We start from the raw sequence: 18,312 nt of genomic DNA on the forward strand, positions 1-18,312 counted from the left end.
TGCGTTGATATGATTATCCGGCCCATCCATAGGCTTCGTGCTATTGGGGAAATGGCAGCTTCCGGGGAATTCATGCGGTTGCTGCCTTTCCACGCGGCCAAAGTATATTGGATACCGTGTGCCTTAGTACACTTTTTCCCCTTTGAAATAGGTTGCCAACACCTTGGTATTTTTCAATTTTTCCAGGTCTGCACTGCCAATATCGGTATCCACAATAATAAAGTCCGCGTTTTTCCCTTTCTCAAGACTCCCAGTTATCTCACTGATACCAAGCTGCTTCGCCCCATTAATCGTATAAGCCTGCAAGCTTTGAGCGAATGTCATTGCCGCCTCGGTTGGGGGGAGATAGCCAGCATTTGGCTGGCCGCGTTTGATGGCATGATACATCTGGCTGAACGGGTTCACTGCATCAAAGGTATTGGCGGGATAATCTGAACCGAAGGTTACCGCGACACCCTCACGCGCAGCTTGCCCGAGCAGATATTGGTGGTGATAAGCGTCATTACCAATTTTGGATTTGGTCTCATCTTTTTCATTTACCACCGTCCAGTTTGGTGTCGTTTGCAGGAAGAGATTGTCCTTCATTGCGGCAAATTTCTGCACACCCTGTGGCTCAAACACTTGGTTATGGGCAATCACGCGAGCCAAATGCGGGTTAATTTTTTTGTTAGCCTCAAAGGCGTCTAAAATCGACTGCTGCGCTTTATCACCTATCGCGTGTACATGCACTGAGAAACCCGCTTTCAACGCCGCGGCGACATTGTCGTTAATCTGTTTCTGGCTTAAAAAGGGTTCGACGACCTTGCCGTTGGGATAAGGCCGGTACATCGCCCCCGAATCCATTTCAATCGTGCCATCCATAAATAGCTTATACAGATTCATCGACAAATTGCCCTGGTGATATTTTTCACGCAGGACGTTAAGACTGGCAATATTTTGTTCGGTCGATTTGGCAGCATCATAAAAATAGCCGCGCTGATAATAGACTTTCAGTTTCCCCTGCTCGTTTAAGCGGGCAATGGCAGCCACTGTCGTGCTAAACGTATCGCCAACGTCAGTAATCGCCGTAAACCCCAGCGAGTGGTAGGTCTTTAGAATTGGTTGAAGTTTCTCAGCAACGTTTTCTACCACGTTAAATTGCTGCGCGTCGACAACAAGGTGCATCGCGCTTTCGTGCATGAAGCCTGTAGGATTACCTTTGTTATCGCGCTCAAAATAGTGTTTCCCAGGAATAGGGTCAGGCGTAGTCGCATCGACGTGGGCAACCTTCAACGCTGCACTATTCGCCCACCCCGCATGCATGCCGCTGTCATAAACTACGATCGGAACACGCGTGGACACCGTATCTAAATCAGCAGTCGTCGGCAGCACTCCTTGTGGTAAACCAAGTGAAGCAACGTTAAATCCTTGTGCCAACAAATAGTTCGCGTTCGGATGTGCGGTTAAATAATCTTTTAATTGGCTAAGAATCTGCGTCAGCGTTGCCGCACCGTCAACATACACAAAATCGCCCGCCTCCATCACAGCTACCGTTGCTGGATGAGCGTGACTCTCAATAAAACCAGGCAGTACGGTTTTTCCTTCTAAATCAACCGACTCAGCAGCGGTCGCTTTAAATGGCTTCGCACCATCACGTCCACCGACATAGATAATTTTTCCCTGATCCACGACCAGAACTGAGGCCGTTGGCTGTTGATCGTTAACGGTATAAATCCGTGCATTTTCATAGACGGTGTGTGCGAAAGCATGGCTGGTAAACAAGCCAAGCGTGACTGACAGCATTTTTACATTGAATTTCATCACTGCGTTTTCCTTTGCTAAATAGTCCGATAAATTACTAAAAATCTAAATTAGTAAATTTTCAGACTAATTGCAAATTCTGGACGCAGGCTCAACCTTCAGCAGTCCTTCAGGCATGACGTTTTAAACATTTTTTCTTCGTAGCATGGGTGCAACATCAATGCGTTCAGGGAGGGAAAGACTTGTCTTACAGGCAAAAAATTGGGGGTACTGATTGCTCAGTACCCCCCGTTCGTTTTATAGCTATCCCGCTACACATTTGCATCCCTGCTCATCCGTGAAAACTTTTCCTTTTTGGTCTTCCTGACCCACAATCCTTGCTGGCGTCCCACTTTCGTCCTGACGTTTCCATCCTGTATCTTCCGTGATTCAATCCCTTTAGGCTCCTGCCCCACCGACATTCCTAATCGGCTCTCGGTCTCCTTCCTGGAGGTGTCCCTGATTTCATCCTGAAATCGTGTTTCTTCCTGAAATCGTGTTTCTTCCTGAAAACTGTGCTTCTTCCTGAAACGACTGTTTCTTCCTAAAACAATGTCTCTTCCTAAAACAATCTGATTGCGGTAACAGCATTTTGTTACCGATAGTCACTGTTACACACACTGTAACCGGTTACTAACTTAAGTAATAAGATGTATTAATTGTCAGCTTTCGGCAAGGGGTAAGTGACAATCTTTCTCATCACACCCTAAGCAATACTGCTATTTTTTATTATAATTCGCTAATTAATAATGGAAAAATAAAAATGAAACGTATTTTCAACATTAAAGATAAGACATTTCTTACAGCAAATGTAAGAGATCTCTTACAAAGCAGAAAGTGAAATTCGATTAACCATTAGACTGCTAACGGGTTAAGGCTTGAAAGGAACGCCGCCAGCGTCGGGGCTAAGATTTGACGCTTTTTCGTGCCGAACGCTTCCAGAACGATCTCCCCTGAAACATTACACAACGACACCATTGTCATCTCAGAATCCGTCGTTGCCAAAAACAGCGTCGGCGTGAGTTTAAGGCGCTTCTGCGTTAACAAATGACCAATCAGGTTCTCCTGCATACGGGTGAAATCCTCTTCACTCCACACTTGCAGTAGTTGGCAAGATAGTGAATCAAACTGCGCCGCCATATCCCCGGCATACTGCGCGGTGTAGAAAGCGTGAACATCTGGATGCAGACTGATTTCCAGCGCACGCTCCACCCCATCCAATGCGGCTGAAGGAACAAAAGGCTGCGGCGACCAGTAAACCGTATCTTCATGATTTTCGACAATACACGGGGAAGGGACACCGTAAAGTGCTTCACTGGCAGGTAGATGCCCCTTCTCCTGCTGCCAACAGTCAACATAACGCTGGGTAAACGCCGCTAGCGCCGAAACAACTTCATGATCCATAATTTTTCTCATCACTCTTTTAGTCAGGTTACACTATTCGCCATCACGCTTACTTATCACATCAAGGTAACAGCATGTCCGTTTATGACAAGCACCAGGCCCTAAGCGGGCTAACACTGGGCAAACCCACGCCTTATCACGACCACTATGATGCTGCACTTCTGCAACCCGTGCCACGTAGCCTGAACCGCGATCCACTCGGCATTTACCCTGATAGCCTGCCTTTTCATGGCGAGGATATCTGGACACTCTACGAGCTCTCCTGGCTGAACAACCGCGGCGTGCCTCAGGTAGCCGTTGGTGAAATGCACCTTAATGCAGAAAGCCTGAATTTGATTGAGTCAAAAAGTTTTAAACTGTATCTGAACAGCTTTAACCAGACGACATTCGACAGTTGGGAAAGTGTACGCACAACGTTAGCCAACGATCTGGCACATTGTGCACAGGGTGACGTCAGCGTTACGCTTTTCAAACTCAGTGAGCTTGAAGGCCAACCGTTAGCCGGGTTCACGGGTGAGTGCATCGACGATCAAGACATTCAGATCGACAGTTACGACTTCAGCGCAGACTACCTGGCAACAAACGAACAGGATGCCCCTGTCGTTGAAGAAACGCTGGTCAGCCACCTACTGAAATCCAACTGCTTGATCACCCATCAGCCCGACTGGGGTTCAGTACAAATTCACTATCGCGGCAACCGCATTAATCGTGAAGCGCTGCTGCGCTACATTGTTTCATTTCGCCATCATAACGAATTTCACGAACAGTGTGTGGAACGAATTTTTAACGACATCATGCGCTACTACCAGCCGGAAAAACTCAGCGTCTACGCGCGCTATACCCGACGCGGTGGGCTGGATATCAACCCGTGGCGCAGCAATACCCCGTTTAACGCGCCAAATGGCCGCCTGCCGCGCCAGTAACCGACCGATAAATCGCAGCTCCGCACGATAAGATACCCTAAATAATTTGAGTTTCAGGAAGGCGGCAAGCGAAGGAATCCCGATGAGCTTACTCAAGTAAGTGATTCGGGTGACAAATCTGCCGGGAGCAGATTTGAACGCTGCTTGCAGCGGCCCTTCAGGGCGAGGCCCACGACGGGCCGAGTATTTGAACGCAGCCAACGCACATGCAACTTGAAGTATGACGGGTATATGCGTAGCGTCACGCAAGTTAGGGGAGAGACTGGCGTCAACATTGGAAAAAATGATGGCAGCGCGTTAAGGTGGTATACCAGACAACACAAGATCCATAACGTCTGAACGGTGCTCAAGTAGGTTTCATTTAGGTTCGCTGTATTTAACTTATTCGCATAGCGGCTTAAATGAATGACATTCGTGCCATGGTGCTGAAACGTCGAGCGTGCAACAACGGATCGTGCTCTCGGCTGCCAGCATGGCATCGCGATTATATTGCGTTTCAAGGAGCAAAATTGATTACACATATCAGCCCATTGGGATCGATGGATTTGTTATCGCAGTTGGAAGTCGACATGCTGAAAAGCACGGCCAGCAGCGACCTCTACCGTTTGTTTCGCAACTGTTCCCTCGCCGTACTGAATTCAGGTAGCCAGACAGATAACAGCAAAGAGCTGCTGTCTCGTTATGAAGACTTTGATATCAACGTGCTGCGCCGCGAGCGCGGCGTCAAACTGGAGTTGGTGAACCCGCCTGAAGACGCCTTCGTTGACGGCAACATCATTCGAGCCCTGCAAGCTAACCTATTCGCCGTATTGCGCGACATTTTGTTCGTCAACGGCCAAATCGCCAGCGCAGGTCGCTATCAGAATCTGAATCTGGAAAATTCCGCCCATATCACCAATCTGGTATTTTCTATCTTGCGTAATGCCAAGGCGCTGCACGTCGGCGAAGAGCCGAACATGGTGGTCTGCTGGGGGGGACATTCGATTAATGAGATCGAATATCTGTATGCCCGCAAGGTGGGTAGCCAACTCGGCCTGCGTGAACTGAATATCTGTACGGGCTGCGGTCCGGGCGCGATGGAAGCCCCCATGAAAGGTGCCGCCGTCGGCCACGCACAGCAGCGCTACAAAGAAGGGCGCTTCATCGGCATGACCGAACCCTCCATCATCGCCGCCGAACCGCCGAACCCGCTGGTCAATGAACTGATCATCATGCCGGACATCGAAAAGCGCCTGGAAGCCTTTGTTCGCATCGGGCATGGCATCATTATTTTCCCTGGCGGCGTTGGAACAGCGGAAGAGTTCCTCTATCTACTGGGCATCATGATGAACCCAGAAAACAGCGAACAGGTGTTGCCGATTATCCTGACCGGGCCGGAAGAAAGCGCCGACTATTTCCGCGTGTTGGATGAATTCATCGTTGGCACACTAGGCCGTCAGGCACGTCGCTACTATTCGATCATCATTAATGACGCCGCAGAAGTCGCCCGTCAGATGAAGAAAGCCATGCCGCTGGTGAAAGAGAGCCGTCGTCACACAGGTGACGCTTACAGCTTTAACTGGTCACTGCGGATTGCACCCGATCTGCAACTGCCCTTTGAGCCTAGCCACGAAAACATGGCCAATCTCAACCTGCATCCGAATCAGCCCGCAGAAGAGCTTGCTGCCGCGCTACGTCGGGCATTCTCCGGCATTGTGGCCGGTAATGTGAAGGAAGTCGGTATTCAGGCGATAGAGCAACGCGGGCCATACAAAATTCATGGCGACCCACAGATGATGAAAAGCATGGATACCCTGCTACAGGGCTTTGTCGCACAGCAGCGCATGAAGCTGCCCGGCAGCGCCTATATTCCCTGCTACGAAATCTGCTCATAACCGTTCGCTCAACCAACACCTACGTGGGGAAGCTTAGCTTCCCCCCTTCTTTCAGGAATGATGCGATGCCCGTCCATTTGCTGATTGTCGACGCGCTCAATCTGATACGTCGCATTCATGCGGTACAAGGTTCGCCCTGTATCACAGCGTGCCAACATGCGCTGCATCAGCTCATACAAAATAGCCAGCCTACCCACGCGGTGGCCGTCTTTGATGATGAAGATCGCGATACCAGTTGGCGTCACCAACTTTTGCCGGACTACAAGGCGGGACGCACGCCAATGCCGGATAATCTGAAACAGGAACTCCCGCAGATTAAAGCGGCATTTGCCACCATTGGTGTAGCAAGCTGGCATAGCCCCGGTAATGAAGCCGACGATCTCGCCGCTACACTGGCCGTCAAGCTGTCATCCACGGGTCATCAGGCAACGATTGTGTCGACCGATAAAGGCTACTGCCAGTTATTGGCACCACACATTCAGATCAGAGATTACTTTCAGAAACGCTGGCTGGATCTGCCGTTTATCGAACAGGAATTTGGTGTTTCACCACAGCAGCTCACAGACTACTGGGGGCTGGCAGGTATTAGCAGCAGCAAGATTCCGGGCGTTGCGGGTATCGGCCCTAAAAGTGCTACACAGCTCTTACAACAGGCAGGAAGTCTGGAGTCGCTATATCAGCAGTTAGATACGGTGCCAGAGAAGTGGCGTAAGAAGCTGGAGCAACATAAAGAAATGGCGTTAATCAGCCGTCAGGTTGCCACACTGCGTACCGATTTAACGCTTAATGGTAATCTGCAACAGTTGAGGTTACCTGTGCAGAATAACGCTCAACCACACTCCTACTCACGGCAGGATTAATACGGATGCGCACCTGAATAGCTCCAGGTACGCATCAGCACACGACTATCGCTCGTCGCGACGGCCTGGCACCGCGCTCCAAAAACGACGCACATGCACAGTGACTTCTTCACGGTCATGGTATAAATGCTTAGCACGCACTTCCGCGTTAATCCCATTTTCGCTCAGGCGTTCACGCAGCAGCGCCAGATTCTGCGACACTTCTTCGTAACGCTTCTTCATCGGTAACTTCAGGTTGAATATCGCTTCACGACACCAGCCTTTAATTAACCAATCACTCATCAGGCTCGTGACTTTGGCGGGTTTTTCCACCATATCGCACACCAGCCAGTACACATTGTTGCGCGGTGGTTCGAAACGGAAGCCATCCGCCTGATGGTGCATTACCTGCCCTGTCTCCATCAGGCTTGGTGCCATTGGGCCGTTGTCTACCGCATAAACCATCATGCTGCGTTTGACCAACTGATAAGTCCAACCGCCGGGGCATGCACCTAAATCCACTGCGTACATTCCGCTGCCCAGACGCTCATCCCACTCATCAGCAGGAATAAAGACGTGAAACGCCTCTTCTAGCTTAAGTGTCGAACGGCTTGGTGCATCAGAAGGGAACTTCAGTCGTGGAATGCCCATATAAAACGGTGAATGGTTATTGCTATAAGAGTAACCGACATAGCAGCAGCCTGGCGCAATAAACAGTACATGTAGTACCGGCCGATCGGCTTTTTCATAGCCCAGCAGAATGTTATGTTCGCGTAACGCGGCGCGCAATGGCACGGTGAATTTGCGGCAGAACTTCATCAACTCTTTGCTTTCATTGGTGTCAGGGACTTCAACACGCAGCTCCCCGGCACGTTCAATGGCACCGGTCAACATACCCACGATCGGTGTAATACGGTCTTCCGGCGGCAGGTCGCGCAACAGTTCACCGCTGACAAACATCTGACGGACAAAAATCAGCTCATGGAACGGCAGCGTTTTTACCAAACGGTCGGCGTCTTCATGCTGATAGCATTCGAATACGACGTAACCGCTGTTTTCTTTTACCCGCGCAAAGCCGAAGGCATTATGCTGCGTGGCTTTTTCGGTTATCTCTGCCGCACACTCTTTCTCAAATCCAGGGCGGCAATACAAAATGACTTTATTCATGGCGTTCAGCCTTTATCTTCAGACGCAGTGCGCCAATCAACATTAATATCCATCCCACCAGAAAACAGGCTCCGCCAATCGGCGTCACATAAACCCACAGTTTCAGATGAGAAAGCGCCAGACAGTACAAACTTCCACTGAAGAGTACCGTTCCCAACGCCAGAAACACGCTGCTCCAGTAAAACCACAGATTGGTTCGCTGTTGCATCGCAACCGCCAGCGCCAAAATCGCTAGCGTGTGAAATGCTTGATACTCAAGGCCGGTTTTCAACCACCCTAGTTCCGTAACGCCCAGCGTTTTGCTGAGGACATGGGAGCCAAACGCGCCTAGCGCGACAAAAATAAACCCGCTGATAGCAGCAAACATCAGCATGAAACGACTATTCATCGTAGTTACCTATTATCGTAGTGACCTGCGTAAATGATTCGATCCATCAATTTTCGATAGTCAACGATGCGACCTCAGCGCGTACCGCTGTCATAGCGGAAGCGAAATTTTTCCTGCTCGCTGGCCGCCCGCGCCAGAATCCAGTGGCGAAAGGCGGCTATTTTACCCAGTTCTGCCTGACTGTCATGACATACCAGATAAAAAGCATTCCGGCTCACCAATACATCGTTAAACGGACACACCAGTCGCCCGGCTTCGAGTTCCGTCTGCGCCATCACATTATTCGCCAGCGCCACGCCCTGTCCGTGAATCGCCGCCTGCAACACCATCGCGCTATGGCTGAAAATTGGCCCTTGCTGCACATTAATTTGCACGCCAAGCTGGCGCGTGTAGGATTGCCAATCACGGCGCGACGCATCGTGCAGCAGTGTGTGTGCCGCCAAGTCGTCTGGCGTCTTCAACGGGTGCTCCCCTGTCAGTAATACCGGTGAGCAAACCGGCAAGAGATACTCAGCGTAGAGTTTCTCCACCCGCAACCCAGGCCAGTTTCCTCGACCATAAAAAATGGCGACATCCACATCGTCCGCCAGACGATCTTCATCGCGATCAACCGCCTGAATACGAACATCGATCCCCGGATAGTCGGAGTTAAAGCTCGAAAGACGCGGCACCAGCCAATGGATAGCAAAACTGGGCAACAGGCTGACCGTTAATGCCCCCTTCGCGCTGCGAGATTGCAGCTTACGAGTGGCGTCATTCAACGATGAGAAGATCTCTTTGATATCAAGGTAATAACTTTGCCCTTCTTCCGTCAGTAACAGGGAACGATTACGACGGCGGAATAATTTAAGCCCCAGGAAATCTTCCAGGGATTTAATTTGGTGGCTGACGGCAGCCTGCGTGACAAACAATTCCTCTGCCGCTTTGGTAAAACTTAAATGGCGAGCCGCCGCATCAAAAACGCGCAATGCGTTGAGCGGAGGTAGACGTTTTGACATGAATGAAATCTTTTTGTTTACGCTAGGTCAGCGATTTATCAGGCACATTCGTACCCATTAAATCTTAAGATGCAGAAAGGCGATGACGGGAAAGATCGCCAGCCAATTAGCTGGCTAAGCGATGAATACCATCAGCAACAACCAGACTCTCTGCAACAAAAAGATGACGGGTACATCTATTAGTTTTTGTAATCCGAGACATTATAATTTGTCCATTGAGGATGTACCAGCAAATACCTATATTAGCGCAACTTCCTGAGCCGGAACGAAAAGTGCGGATGGGTGACCTGAGGTGCTTTTGGCTTGTGGTTGTGATGTTGTGTTTGCTATTTGTTTGTCTGCCTTTTGCAGATGTGGTAGCGAGTCTACCCTATTCACTTCCTGTACATTTACCCTGTCTGTCCAAAGTGATTTTTTGTGTAGCACCGCAAATTGCGGTGCTTTTTTTTGCTTACGTTTCACACCTTAACGCCACGATAGCCTTATTTAAATCTGGCTCGGCTTGGCAGGTGACGGGCAAACGGTACTACTTCCCTTTCGCCATTTCTTTCACATTATCTCGGTTAATTTGCTGCTGCTGACCGTAAGCGTCGGTATAGCTGATCATACCCGTCTCATCGTCAACCTTCGGTTTCCCCTCAGCCACAATGGTGCGCCCATCATTGGTATGCATGACATAATTACTCGAACAGGCTGCCAGAGAAAACGCCATCACGATGGCGGCAAAAATAGAAATTTTATTCTTCATAGTTAACTCCCAATGAATTTAAATGTTTTCTAGTTAACCCTATGCATCAGGAAATCCTGAAAATTAACACTTTAAAGCGTAGCAATAGTTGCTTTTTTTTCCATAAAATCGGATTAGGCATAGTCCTAAACTTGTCTCTCCTGACAAAATGGGACAGGATCTGCCCTCTATAAGAGGATGCAAATGACACCGTTTAACCCTGCTACTTTTCGCCAACAGTTTCCCGCACTCCAACATTCGACGGTCTATCTTGATAGCGCCGCGACCGCGCTGAAACCGCAGCCTGTTATTGATGCAGTGCAGCAGTTTTATTGCAGCGAGAGTGGCACGGTGCATCGCAGCCAGCATCGCGGCGCACAGGCGCTGACCCAGCGTTTTGAAGGCGCTCGTGAACACGTCGCAGCCTTACTCCATGCAAACGATCCACGTTCAATTGTCTGGACCAGAGGCACAACGGAAGCAATCAACCTTGTCGCACAGAGCTATGCCCGCCCTCGCCTTCAACCGGGCGATGAGATTATCGTTAGCGAAGCGGAGCATCACGCTAACCTTATTCCGTGGCTCATGGTGGCACAGCAAACTGGCGCGAACGTGGTGAAGTTACCGATCGGTTCAGACTTCTTACCGGATATTGAGCTGCTAACCACGTTGATCACGCCAAGAACTCGCCTGTTGGCGCTGGGCCAAATGTCAAATGTGACGGGTGGTCAGCCCGATCTGGCGCGCGCAATTACGTTGGCTCATCGCTATGGCGCGGTAGTGGTGGTTGACGGTGCACAAGGTATCGTCCACTGTCCACCTGATGTACAGACGCTGGATATCGATTTCTACGCGTTTTCCGGGCACAAGCTTTATGCGCCCACCGGAATCGGCGTGCTGTACGGCAAAACCGCCTTGCTGGAAAGCATGATGCCGTGGCAGGGCGGCGGGAAGATGATGACGCAAGTGTCCTTTGACGGCTTCGTGCCACAGGCGATCCCGCAGCGATTTGAAGCGGGAACGCCGCATATTGCTGGCGTGCTCGGTCTGTCTGCGGCCTTAGACTGGCTGACCACGCTGGATTGGCACACCGCAGAGCAGCACAGTCGGCAGTTGGCAGAGCTTGCCGAAACACATCTGGCGCAGTTTCCCGGTTTTCGCAGTTTCCGTAACCCGCATTCCAGCGTATTGTCCTTTGACATTGCCGATGTACACCACAGCGATCTGGTGACACTACTCGCCGAAAGCGGCATCGCACTGCGCGCCGGACACCACTGTGCACAGCCGCTAATGGACGCACTCGGCGTCAGCGGTACGCTCCGCGCCTCGTTTGCCCCGTATAATAACCAACAAGATGTTGCTGCGCTGATCGCTGCGGTGGGCAACGCCCTTGAATTACTGATCGACTAAACCATGACCAAATCAACTGACACGACGCATCCTTTTGGCCACCCCATCTCCGTTGCCGAGTTGCAGGAGCGCTTCGATACCTGCCGCGCATGGGAAGATCGCTATCGGCAGCTCATTTTGCTGGCAAAAGCGCTGCCAGCGCTGCCGGATGCACTAAAAACCGAGGATATTGCGTTATCCGGTTGTGAAAATCGTGTCTGGCTGGGTTATCAACGTCAAGAGGATGGCAGGCTACATTTTTACGGCGACAGCGACGGGCGCATTGTGCGGGGATTACTGGCAGTATTATTAACCGCCGCTGAGGGAAAAACGCCAGAAACGCTATTACAGCACGATCCATTGGCGCTGTTTGATACGCTGGGGTTACGTGCTCAGCTCAGCGCTTCGCGTTCAAGCGGGCTGACAGCGCTGGCCGCAAGAATCAGAGACATTGCCGCACAAGAGGCCGCCGCCAAGTAGAAGCATTCAGGCTATTTCTACATAGCAGAGGCTCTTTAGCACTTACGCCGCAGCTGTCCTGTCCATTTTCGCGATCATCTTCTTCAGCGCATGGGATACCGCAACAAACCCGAAGGTTGCGGTGACCATCGTTGCGGCACCAAAGCCAGACGCACAGTCCATACGCATCACGCCATCAGCCGTACTGCGAGATGCGCAGACGGAACCGTCAGGCTGCGGATAAACCAGTGGCTCACTGGAAAACACACAGTCGATTCCCAGTTTTCCTTTGCTGTTTTTCACCACGTTAAAATCGTGCTTGAGCCGTTCACGCAGCTTAGCGGCGAGCGGGTCCTGGATCGTTTTGGCCAGATCGACGACCTCAATCCGAGTTGGATCGATCTGCCCACCCGCCCCACCGGTTGTCACGACTGGGATCTTATAGCGTCGACAGTATGACAGCAGCGCCGCCTTCGGGCGCACGCTATCGATGGCGTCAATCACATAGCTAAAGTTTTGGTCGAGCAGTTCCGCCACGTTTTCCGCACTGATGAAATCATCCACGCAGGTGACGTTGCATTCCGGGTTGATCGCCAGAATACGTTCCGCCATCACTTCCGTTTTTGACTGCCCGGTATGTTGACGCAAAGCATGAATCTGGCGGTTGGTATTACTGACACACACATCATCCATATCGATCAGCGTGATCGCACCGATGCCGGTACGCGCCAGTGCCTCAGCCGCCCAGGAACCGACGCCACCAATGCCAATGACACAAACGTGAGCTTGAGAAAACAGCGCCAGCGCCTGTTGACCATATAACCGCGCGGTGCCGCCGAAGCGTTGCAAATAGGCTTCGGATAATTGCGTATTCATTCAACCAACCTTACGAAAACAAAATCACAGGAAAATAACACAGCGAAAAAGCGGCTCAGGATAGCGCTAAACCCGCACCACATCCACCAGACAGCTCATGGCATTCGGCCCCTGCGTCAGCGGCGATGTGCCAATATCCAGCGTCAGTACATTCGCATTGCCTGATTGTTCAACCGGATGCCACGTTTTCTGGCCGAAACCGGGCTCAAACCAGGCACCGGTGGACATGATCACTACACCCGGTTTTACGCCATCGGTAATCTGTACGCCAGCCAGAATACGACCACGCGCATTTCTGACTTCCACCTGTGAACGGTCGACGATATCTCGCGCGGCAGCGTCCTGCGGATGCATGTACAACGTCTCTTTTCCTGCGGTCTTATTCGCGGCAACCTGCGGTGTAGCAGCTAACTGGCTGTGCAAACGGTCAGATGGCTGAATGGAAATAAAGTGCAGCGGCCACTCTTCCGTACTTTTTGCTCCCAGCCATTCAACGGGAGGTTGCCACTCAGGATGCGGCGCAAAATCGGCGTATCCATAGCTGGCGATGGCTGAGCTGAACAGTTCAATTTTACCGCTTGGCGTGCTCAAGGCATGCTGCTGTGGATCGCGACGGAAATCCTCAAAGAATACAAACGGCTTTTCATCCATCGGGATTTCCACATAACCCTGCTGCCAGAACGCCTCAAATGACGGCCAACTGTCAGCGATATCTCGCTGCTTTGAGCGACATTCGTCATAGAGATGTTCCAGCCACTGCTGCTCGCTGCGGTTTTGCGTGAACGCGGCGTTATATCCCAAGCGCTCCGCCAGCTCGCTGAAGATATCCACGTCGTTACGCGCCTGATGCTGCGGCGCAATCGCCTGATGCATGGCAAAAATAAAACGATCGCGGGACGACCCACCGATATCATTACGCTCCAGCGTGGTGGTAACGGGCAGCACGATATCGGCCATCTGCGCGGCTGGCGTCCAAACGATATCTTGCACAATCACCGTATCCGGCTTACGCCAACCGTCCACCAGACGGTTCAGTTGCTGATGATGGTGGAACGGGTTACCGCCCGCCCAGTGAATCAGGTGAACATCGGGATAAGTATGGGTTTCACCCTGAAAGGTATAAGGCGTTCCCGGGTGCAGTAACATATCCGCGATACGCGCCACGGGGATAGCCCGTCCTGCGTTCGGCGTGGACGGCGAAGCGGGCGCAGGCGTTGAAATCCGTTCGTTACCGACGCTGTTCATCGAACCGTGTCCAAAGGAGAAGCCACCGCCCGGTAGCCCCACCTGCCCCAGCATGGAAGACAACGCGATCATCATCCAGTACGGCTGTTCACCACGGTGCGCACGCTGCACGGAGTAAGAACAGGTAATAAAGCTGCGTACGCCAATCAGTTGTTGCGCCAGACGCCGGATACGATCGGCAGGAATGCCCGTGATGTCGCTGGCCCATTCGGGGGTTTTCACCACGCCATCGCCGCGGCCGTGCAAATAGTCGCTCAACTGCTCATAACCGACGCAGTAACGTTGCAGGAAATCCTTATCGTCAGCGCCCAAACGCTGAATTTCATAGCCCAGCGCCAGCATCAGTGCGACATCAGTATTCGGGCGGATGGGAATCCACTCGGCATTCACAAATTCAGGGCAGTCGTCGCGCATCGGGCTGATGTTAATAACCGGAATGCCTTTCGCCACCAGCGCTTCCAATGCAGGCTTCAACGTATGGTGCCCGGCACCGCCGGAGGCTACCTGCGCGTTTTTCAGCGCCAAACCGCCAAACGCGAGGAAAATATCACAGTGTTCAGCAACGCTACGCCATTCAGTCACCTTGCCCGTCAGCGGATGGAAGGTGCCTATCACATAAGGCAGGAAGAACTGTGCCGCACCCCAGCTGTAATTTCCCTGTTGGTCGACCGCGCCGCCGCCGGAGAAATAGAAGCGGCGCACCTGAGATCGCGCGTGGTGATAACGCCCGGCTGACGACCAGCCGTAGGAACCGGCAAACAGGCCGTCTGCACCATAGCGATCGCGAATACGGCGATTTTCCTGCGCGACCAAATCGAGCGCCACGTCCCAATCCACCTCAACAAAATCCTCCCGACCGCGCAGCGTTTTATCGCTGTTTTCTCGTTTCTGGAGCCAGGAACGGCGTACAGACGGACGACGAATACGTCGGTCGGAATACACCAGCGGCACGATGGAATCAAGCATGGGGGAAGGAGCCGGATCGCCCGTAAACGGCTCGCATCGAATCAGCCTTCCGTCTTCAACCACAGCGGTAAACGCGCCCCAATGCGCAAGATGTGGATAACGTTTAATCGCCATGACAACCTCAGGATAAGTAATTAGCAGGGTGGATAATAACCTGAATTATCCACCTCCCCAACAGCAAGAAGCGTGAATAGCTTATGCATAATTCGGCATTCGTTATCCATATTTAAACGTTCGTTTAAAACGCATGTTGGGCTAGGGTTTAACCAGAAAATAAAGAGGTGGTTCAGGACAATGCCGATCATTTAAGAACCGAGATACACGGAGCGACCACGGGGCGAGGTGTCCCTGCGGGAATCCCATCCCCGTGTTTCTCCTAAAATGAGGCTTAAGTGACCCACTTTAAAATTCAGGCAATTTTATTCTTTGTTCGTTATTCAAACCAGGAACACAGCATGAAAACCATTACGCCACACAGCAACGGTAATGACGTTATTTCATTACTGCCCCGATGTTGACTTAATTCAGCCTGATTTCTCTTCCTCCTGAAGAGAACGGTTTTTTGTCACCCAAAACACATCATTCAAAACACGCCATTAAAAAAATAAAGGCGGAGCGCACACCTCTGCCCTCTGCATACGGATGGGAAATATGAAAAAAAATTTCTTCTTGTCAGCGCTGATTCTGACCTCTTCGCTCTTCGGCCTTGCCGCACAGGCGGAAACGTTGACGCCCAAGCGCGGCGGCACGCTGAATTTTCTGGCCGAGCCTGAGCCACCGGTGCTAACCAGTCTGGTTAGCACCAGCGGCGCGGTAATGAAGATCAACGCCAAAGTGATTGAAGGGCTACTGAATTACGATTTCGATATGAAACCGACCCCGCAACTTGCGACCAGTTGGTCAGTTAGCCCGGATGGTAAACAATATACGTTCCATTTGCGTAAAGGCGTGAAATGGCATGATGGGCAAGACTTCACGTCTGCGGACGTTGCGTTTTCCATTCTGACCGTCAAAAAATACAATTCACGCGGTCAGGGCACCTTTGCCAACGTCACCGAAGTGAAGACACCCGATCCGTATACCGCGATCCTGGAACTGTCAAAACCCGCGCCTTATCTGCTGAGCGCGTTTTCCGCCAACGAAGCGCCTATCGTGCCGAAGCACTTATACGAAGGTACAGACATTCTGTCTAATCCTCACAATACCGCGCCGATTGGTACTGGCCCGTTTGTGTTCAAGGAATGGGTGCGTGGCAGCCATATCCTTTATGAACGCAACCCGAACTACTGGGACAGCCCCAAGCCATACGTCGATAAACTGGTGGTGAAAATCATCCCTGATGCCGCCACTCGCACGATTGCTCTTGAAACCGGCGCATTGGATCTGGGAAGTGACTCTCCCGTTCCGCTGAGTGAAATTGAACGCATCAAGAAGAACCCCAAATTGGGTATTGAAACGGCTGGCTATGGCTACAGCCCAACGCAAACGCGCATCGAATTCAATCTGGATAATCCTTATCTGAAGAATTTGAAGGTTCGCCAGGCCATTGCGCACAGCATCAATATCGATGTGTTGAAAAACGTGGTGTGGTACGGCTATGCGGTAAGCTCACCAACGCCGATTACGCCGGAGTTGGCGCAGTTCCACGATACAACACCGTCACCTTACAGTTTCGATATTGCCAAAGCGAACACGCTGCTGGACGAAGCAGGCTTCCCACGTCAGGCAAACGGTATCCGCTTCACGCTGGTACATGATTTCATGCCTTATGGCGACAGCTTCAAACGCGTCGCGGAATACCTCAAATCGTCGCTGGCTAAAGTCGGTATTGACGTCACCATTCGCTCTCAGGATTTCGCCACCTTCGTTAAGCGCGTTTATACCGACCGCGACTTTGACTTCAACAATGGTTCCATCTCAAACCTGTTCGATCCTGCCGTGGGCGTCCAGCGCCTGTACTGGTCAAAAACCTATCAACCGGGCGTGCCTTTCGGCAACGGCTCACATTACAGCAACCCGGAAGTCGACCGTCTGCTTGAGCAGGCTGCGGTGGAAACCAATCCTGAAAAACGCGTGGAATTGTACAAACAGTTCCAACGCATCATCGCCACGGATATTCCTGATTTGAACCTGCTCCAGATTAAGCGCCAGACCATTTACAACAAGCGTGTGCATAACGTCGTCACGGATATTCAGGGCGTTAACGGCAGCCTGGCCGACGTGTGGCTGGATCAGTAATCGTAATACAGCATTCCCCTGCACTGGCAGGGGAACTCTCATGAAGGTATGTGATGAATAAAGTAGAACGAATCGGGCACGTACTGTGGCGTACCCTGCTTCATGCGCTGCCAACAGCGATTGGCATTATCATTCTGGTGTTTTTCCTGTTGCAGTTGGTGCCGGGAGACGCCGTTGATGTGCTGGCCGGCGAGTCAGGCAATGCAACCGAAGCGACCATGGCACACCTGCGCGCCCAATTCGGTCTCGATCAGCCCATACTGCAACAACTCTCGGTTTATTTGAGTAACTTGGCGCAGTTCAGCCTCGGTTTTTCTCCCCGCTACAACGCACCGGTGATGGATCTAATCCTATCACGGCTACCGGGCACGCTATTCCTGATGCTGCTATCACAGGTATTCGCCATTGTTATCGGCATAACGTTGGGGACGATAATGGCGGTATGGGCGGGCAAATGGCCCGATCGGCTGCTTTCACTGATCGCGCTGCTGCTCTATTCCACTCCAGGATTTTGGATCGGCCTGATGACGCTGATTGTGTTTTCTGTTCATCTTGATTGGTTGCCAAGCGGCGGCAACATCACCATCGGCGCAAGCCTGACTGGCTGGGCGTATTTCAAGGATATGTTGCAGCATGCCATTCTCCCGGTACTGGCGCTGAGCAGCTTTTTTATCGCCATTTACGCCCGTCTGACCCGCGCGGCCATGTTGGAAATTGCTCAGCAGGATTTCGTTCGCACCGCACATGCCAAAGGACTGTCGCCGCTGTGGGTTACCGTCAGGCACATTCTACGCTGTGCGCTGCTGCCTATCACGACCGTTGCGGGTATGCACTTCGGCAATCTGCTGGGCGGCGCGGCGGTGGTCGAGACGGTCTTTAGCTGGCCGGGACTGGGTCGTCTGGCGCTGGAAGCGGTAATGGCTCGCGACTTCAACGTCTTGTTAGGCGTCCTGCTGCTTTCCGCCTTCTTAGTCATTTTGGCTAACGTGCTGGTGGACTTATTGCAATCCTGGCTCGATCCCCGAATTAAGGCTCGCTGA

At 51.7% G+C, this 18,312-nt stretch carries 15 protein-coding genes; 7 read left to right on the top strand and 8 right to left on the bottom strand.

Annotated features, from left to right (window positions below):
* Nucleotides 1–123 precede the first annotated feature (123 nt).
* On the bottom strand, nt 124–1,800 hold the full coding sequence (locus A6301_RS11735; protein WP_234257897.1) for an amidohydrolase: 1,677 nt from the start codon (nt 1,798–1,800) through the stop codon (nt 124–126).
* Between the two features lie 834 nt (nt 1,801–2,634).
* Nucleotides 2,635–3,183, bottom strand: a complete 549-nt coding sequence (gene syd / locus A6301_RS11740) for a SecY-interacting protein (RefSeq protein WP_205541401.1) — start codon at nt 3,181–3,183, stop codon at nt 2,635–2,637.
* A 74-nt stretch (nt 3,184–3,257) separates the two neighbouring features.
* Here syd and queF point away from each other — a divergent pair, with 74 nt between their 5' ends.
* The 3 genes from queF (at nt 3,258) to xni (ending at nt 6,840) form a co-directional block, all read left to right on the top strand.
* A complete protein-coding gene (gene queF, locus A6301_RS11745) occupies nt 3,258–4,106 on the top strand; it encodes an NADPH-dependent 7-cyano-7-deazaguanine reductase QueF (RefSeq protein ID WP_234257822.1) in 849 nt (282 codons plus the stop codon).
* Nucleotides 4,107–4,615: 509 nt separating this feature from the next.
* Nucleotides 4,616–5,980, top strand: coding sequence for a nucleotide 5'-monophosphate nucleosidase PpnN (gene ppnN / locus A6301_RS11750; RefSeq protein WP_234257823.1), 1,365 nt, complete (start codon nt 4,616–4,618; stop codon nt 5,978–5,980).
* Nucleotides 5,981–6,045: 65 nt separating this feature from the next.
* Nucleotides 6,046–6,840, top strand: coding sequence for a flap endonuclease Xni (gene xni, locus A6301_RS11755; RefSeq protein WP_234257825.1), 795 nt, complete (start codon nt 6,046–6,048; stop codon nt 6,838–6,840).
* 45 nt (nt 6,841–6,885) lie between these two features.
* On the opposite strand, the gene rlmM is transcribed toward xni, so the two are convergent.
* From rlmM to A6301_RS11775, 4 genes are all read right to left on the bottom strand, one after another.
* Complete coding sequence (gene rlmM, locus A6301_RS11760; RefSeq protein WP_107171137.1) at nt 6,886–7,986, bottom strand: 23S rRNA (cytidine(2498)-2'-O)-methyltransferase RlmM; 1,101 nt, start codon at nt 7,984–7,986, stop codon at nt 6,886–6,888.
* The gene (locus A6301_RS11765; RefSeq protein WP_107171138.1) at nt 7,979–8,374 is read right to left on the bottom strand and encodes a DUF423 domain-containing protein; all 396 of its coding nucleotides are present in this window, start codon (nt 8,372–8,374) and stop codon (nt 7,979–7,981) included. The genes rlmM and A6301_RS11765 overlap by 8 nt, the downstream gene beginning before the upstream one ends.
* 74 nt (nt 8,375–8,448) lie before the next feature.
* Nucleotides 8,449–9,372, bottom strand: coding sequence for a transcriptional regulator GcvA (locus A6301_RS11770; RefSeq protein ID WP_234257826.1), 924 nt, complete (start codon nt 9,370–9,372; stop codon nt 8,449–8,451).
* 526 nt (nt 9,373–9,898) lie between these two features.
* On the bottom strand, nt 9,899–10,120 hold the full coding sequence (locus A6301_RS11775; RefSeq protein ID WP_005975888.1) for a YgdI/YgdR family lipoprotein: 222 nt from the start codon (nt 10,118–10,120) through the stop codon (nt 9,899–9,901).
* A 183-nt stretch (nt 10,121–10,303) separates the two neighbouring features.
* Between A6301_RS11775 and csdA the strand changes: the two genes are divergently transcribed.
* Together csdA and csdE are read left to right on the top strand one after the other, a co-directional pair.
* On the top strand, nt 10,304–11,509 hold the full coding sequence (gene csdA / locus A6301_RS11780) for a cysteine desulfurase CsdA (RefSeq protein WP_234257827.1): 1,206 nt from the start codon (nt 10,304–10,306) through the stop codon (nt 11,507–11,509).
* A 3-nt stretch (nt 11,510–11,512) separates the two neighbouring features.
* Entirely contained in the window at nt 11,513–11,968 is a 456-nt protein-coding gene (gene csdE, locus A6301_RS11785) for a cysteine desulfurase sulfur acceptor subunit CsdE (RefSeq protein ID WP_234257828.1), read from the top strand.
* A 42-nt stretch (nt 11,969–12,010) separates the two neighbouring features.
* Here csdE and tcdA read toward each other — a convergent pair whose 3' ends face one another.
* Both tcdA and A6301_RS11795 read right to left on the bottom strand, forming a co-directional pair.
* Entirely contained in the window at nt 12,011–12,823 is an 813-nt protein-coding gene (gene tcdA, locus A6301_RS11790; protein WP_107171142.1) for a tRNA cyclic N6-threonylcarbamoyladenosine(37) synthase TcdA, read from the bottom strand.
* A 66-nt stretch (nt 12,824–12,889) separates the two neighbouring features.
* Complete coding sequence (locus tag A6301_RS11795; protein WP_234257829.1) at nt 12,890–15,148, bottom strand: molybdopterin-dependent oxidoreductase; 2,259 nt, start codon at nt 15,146–15,148, stop codon at nt 12,890–12,892.
* A 537-nt stretch (nt 15,149–15,685) separates the two neighbouring features.
* On the opposite strand from A6301_RS11795, the gene A6301_RS11800 reads away from it, so the two are divergent.
* Complete coding sequence (locus A6301_RS11800) at nt 15,686–17,272, top strand: ABC transporter substrate-binding protein (RefSeq protein WP_234257830.1); 1,587 nt, start codon at nt 15,686–15,688, stop codon at nt 17,270–17,272.
* A 53-nt stretch (nt 17,273–17,325) separates the two neighbouring features.
* Complete coding sequence (locus A6301_RS11805; RefSeq protein ID WP_234257831.1) at nt 17,326–18,312, top strand: ABC transporter permease; 987 nt, start codon at nt 17,326–17,328, stop codon at nt 18,310–18,312.

Origin of the sequence: Pectobacterium sp. IFB5596, from assembly GCF_021432585.1 — a bacterium.
Taxonomy (GTDB): domain Bacteria; phylum Pseudomonadota; class Gammaproteobacteria; order Enterobacterales; family Enterobacteriaceae; genus Pectobacterium; species Pectobacterium punjabense.

Excerpts from the sequence above, each read along its gene's own strand:
- tcdA (WP_107171142.1), bottom strand. The coding sequence starts at position 12,823 with ATGAATACGCAATTATCCGAAGCCTATTTGCAACGCTTCGGCGGCACC.
- xni (WP_234257825.1), top strand. The coding sequence starts at position 6,046 with ATGCCCGTCCATTTGCTGATTGTCGACGCGCTCAATCTGATACGTCGC.
- A6301_RS11765 (WP_107171138.1), bottom strand. The coding sequence starts at position 8,374 with ATGAATAGTCGTTTCATGCTGATGTTTGCTGCTATCAGCGGGTTTATT.
- A6301_RS11805 (WP_234257831.1), top strand. The coding sequence starts at position 17,326 with ATGAATAAAGTAGAACGAATCGGGCACGTACTGTGGCGTACCCTGCTT.
- A6301_RS11775 (WP_005975888.1), bottom strand. The coding sequence starts at position 10,120 with ATGAAGAATAAAATTTCTATTTTTGCCGCCATCGTGATGGCGTTTTCT.
- csdA (WP_234257827.1), top strand. The coding sequence starts at position 10,304 with ATGACACCGTTTAACCCTGCTACTTTTCGCCAACAGTTTCCCGCACTC.
- A6301_RS11800 (WP_234257830.1), top strand. The coding sequence starts at position 15,686 with ATGAAAAAAAATTTCTTCTTGTCAGCGCTGATTCTGACCTCTTCGCTC.
- A6301_RS11735 (WP_234257897.1), bottom strand. The coding sequence starts at position 1,800 with ATGAAATTCAATGTAAAAATGCTGTCAGTCACGCTTGGCTTGTTTACC.
- A6301_RS11770 (WP_234257826.1), bottom strand. The coding sequence starts at position 9,372 with ATGTCAAAACGTCTACCTCCGCTCAACGCATTGCGCGTTTTTGATGCG.
- queF (WP_234257822.1), top strand. The coding sequence starts at position 3,258 with ATGTCCGTTTATGACAAGCACCAGGCCCTAAGCGGGCTAACACTGGGC.
- rlmM (WP_107171137.1), bottom strand. The coding sequence starts at position 7,986 with ATGAATAAAGTCATTTTGTATTGCCGCCCTGGATTTGAGAAAGAGTGT.
- A6301_RS11795 (WP_234257829.1), bottom strand. The coding sequence starts at position 15,148 with ATGGCGATTAAACGTTATCCACATCTTGCGCATTGGGGCGCGTTTACC.
- syd (WP_205541401.1), bottom strand. The coding sequence starts at position 3,183 with ATGGATCATGAAGTTGTTTCGGCGCTAGCGGCGTTTACCCAGCGTTAT.
- csdE (WP_234257828.1), top strand. The coding sequence starts at position 11,513 with ATGACCAAATCAACTGACACGACGCATCCTTTTGGCCACCCCATCTCC.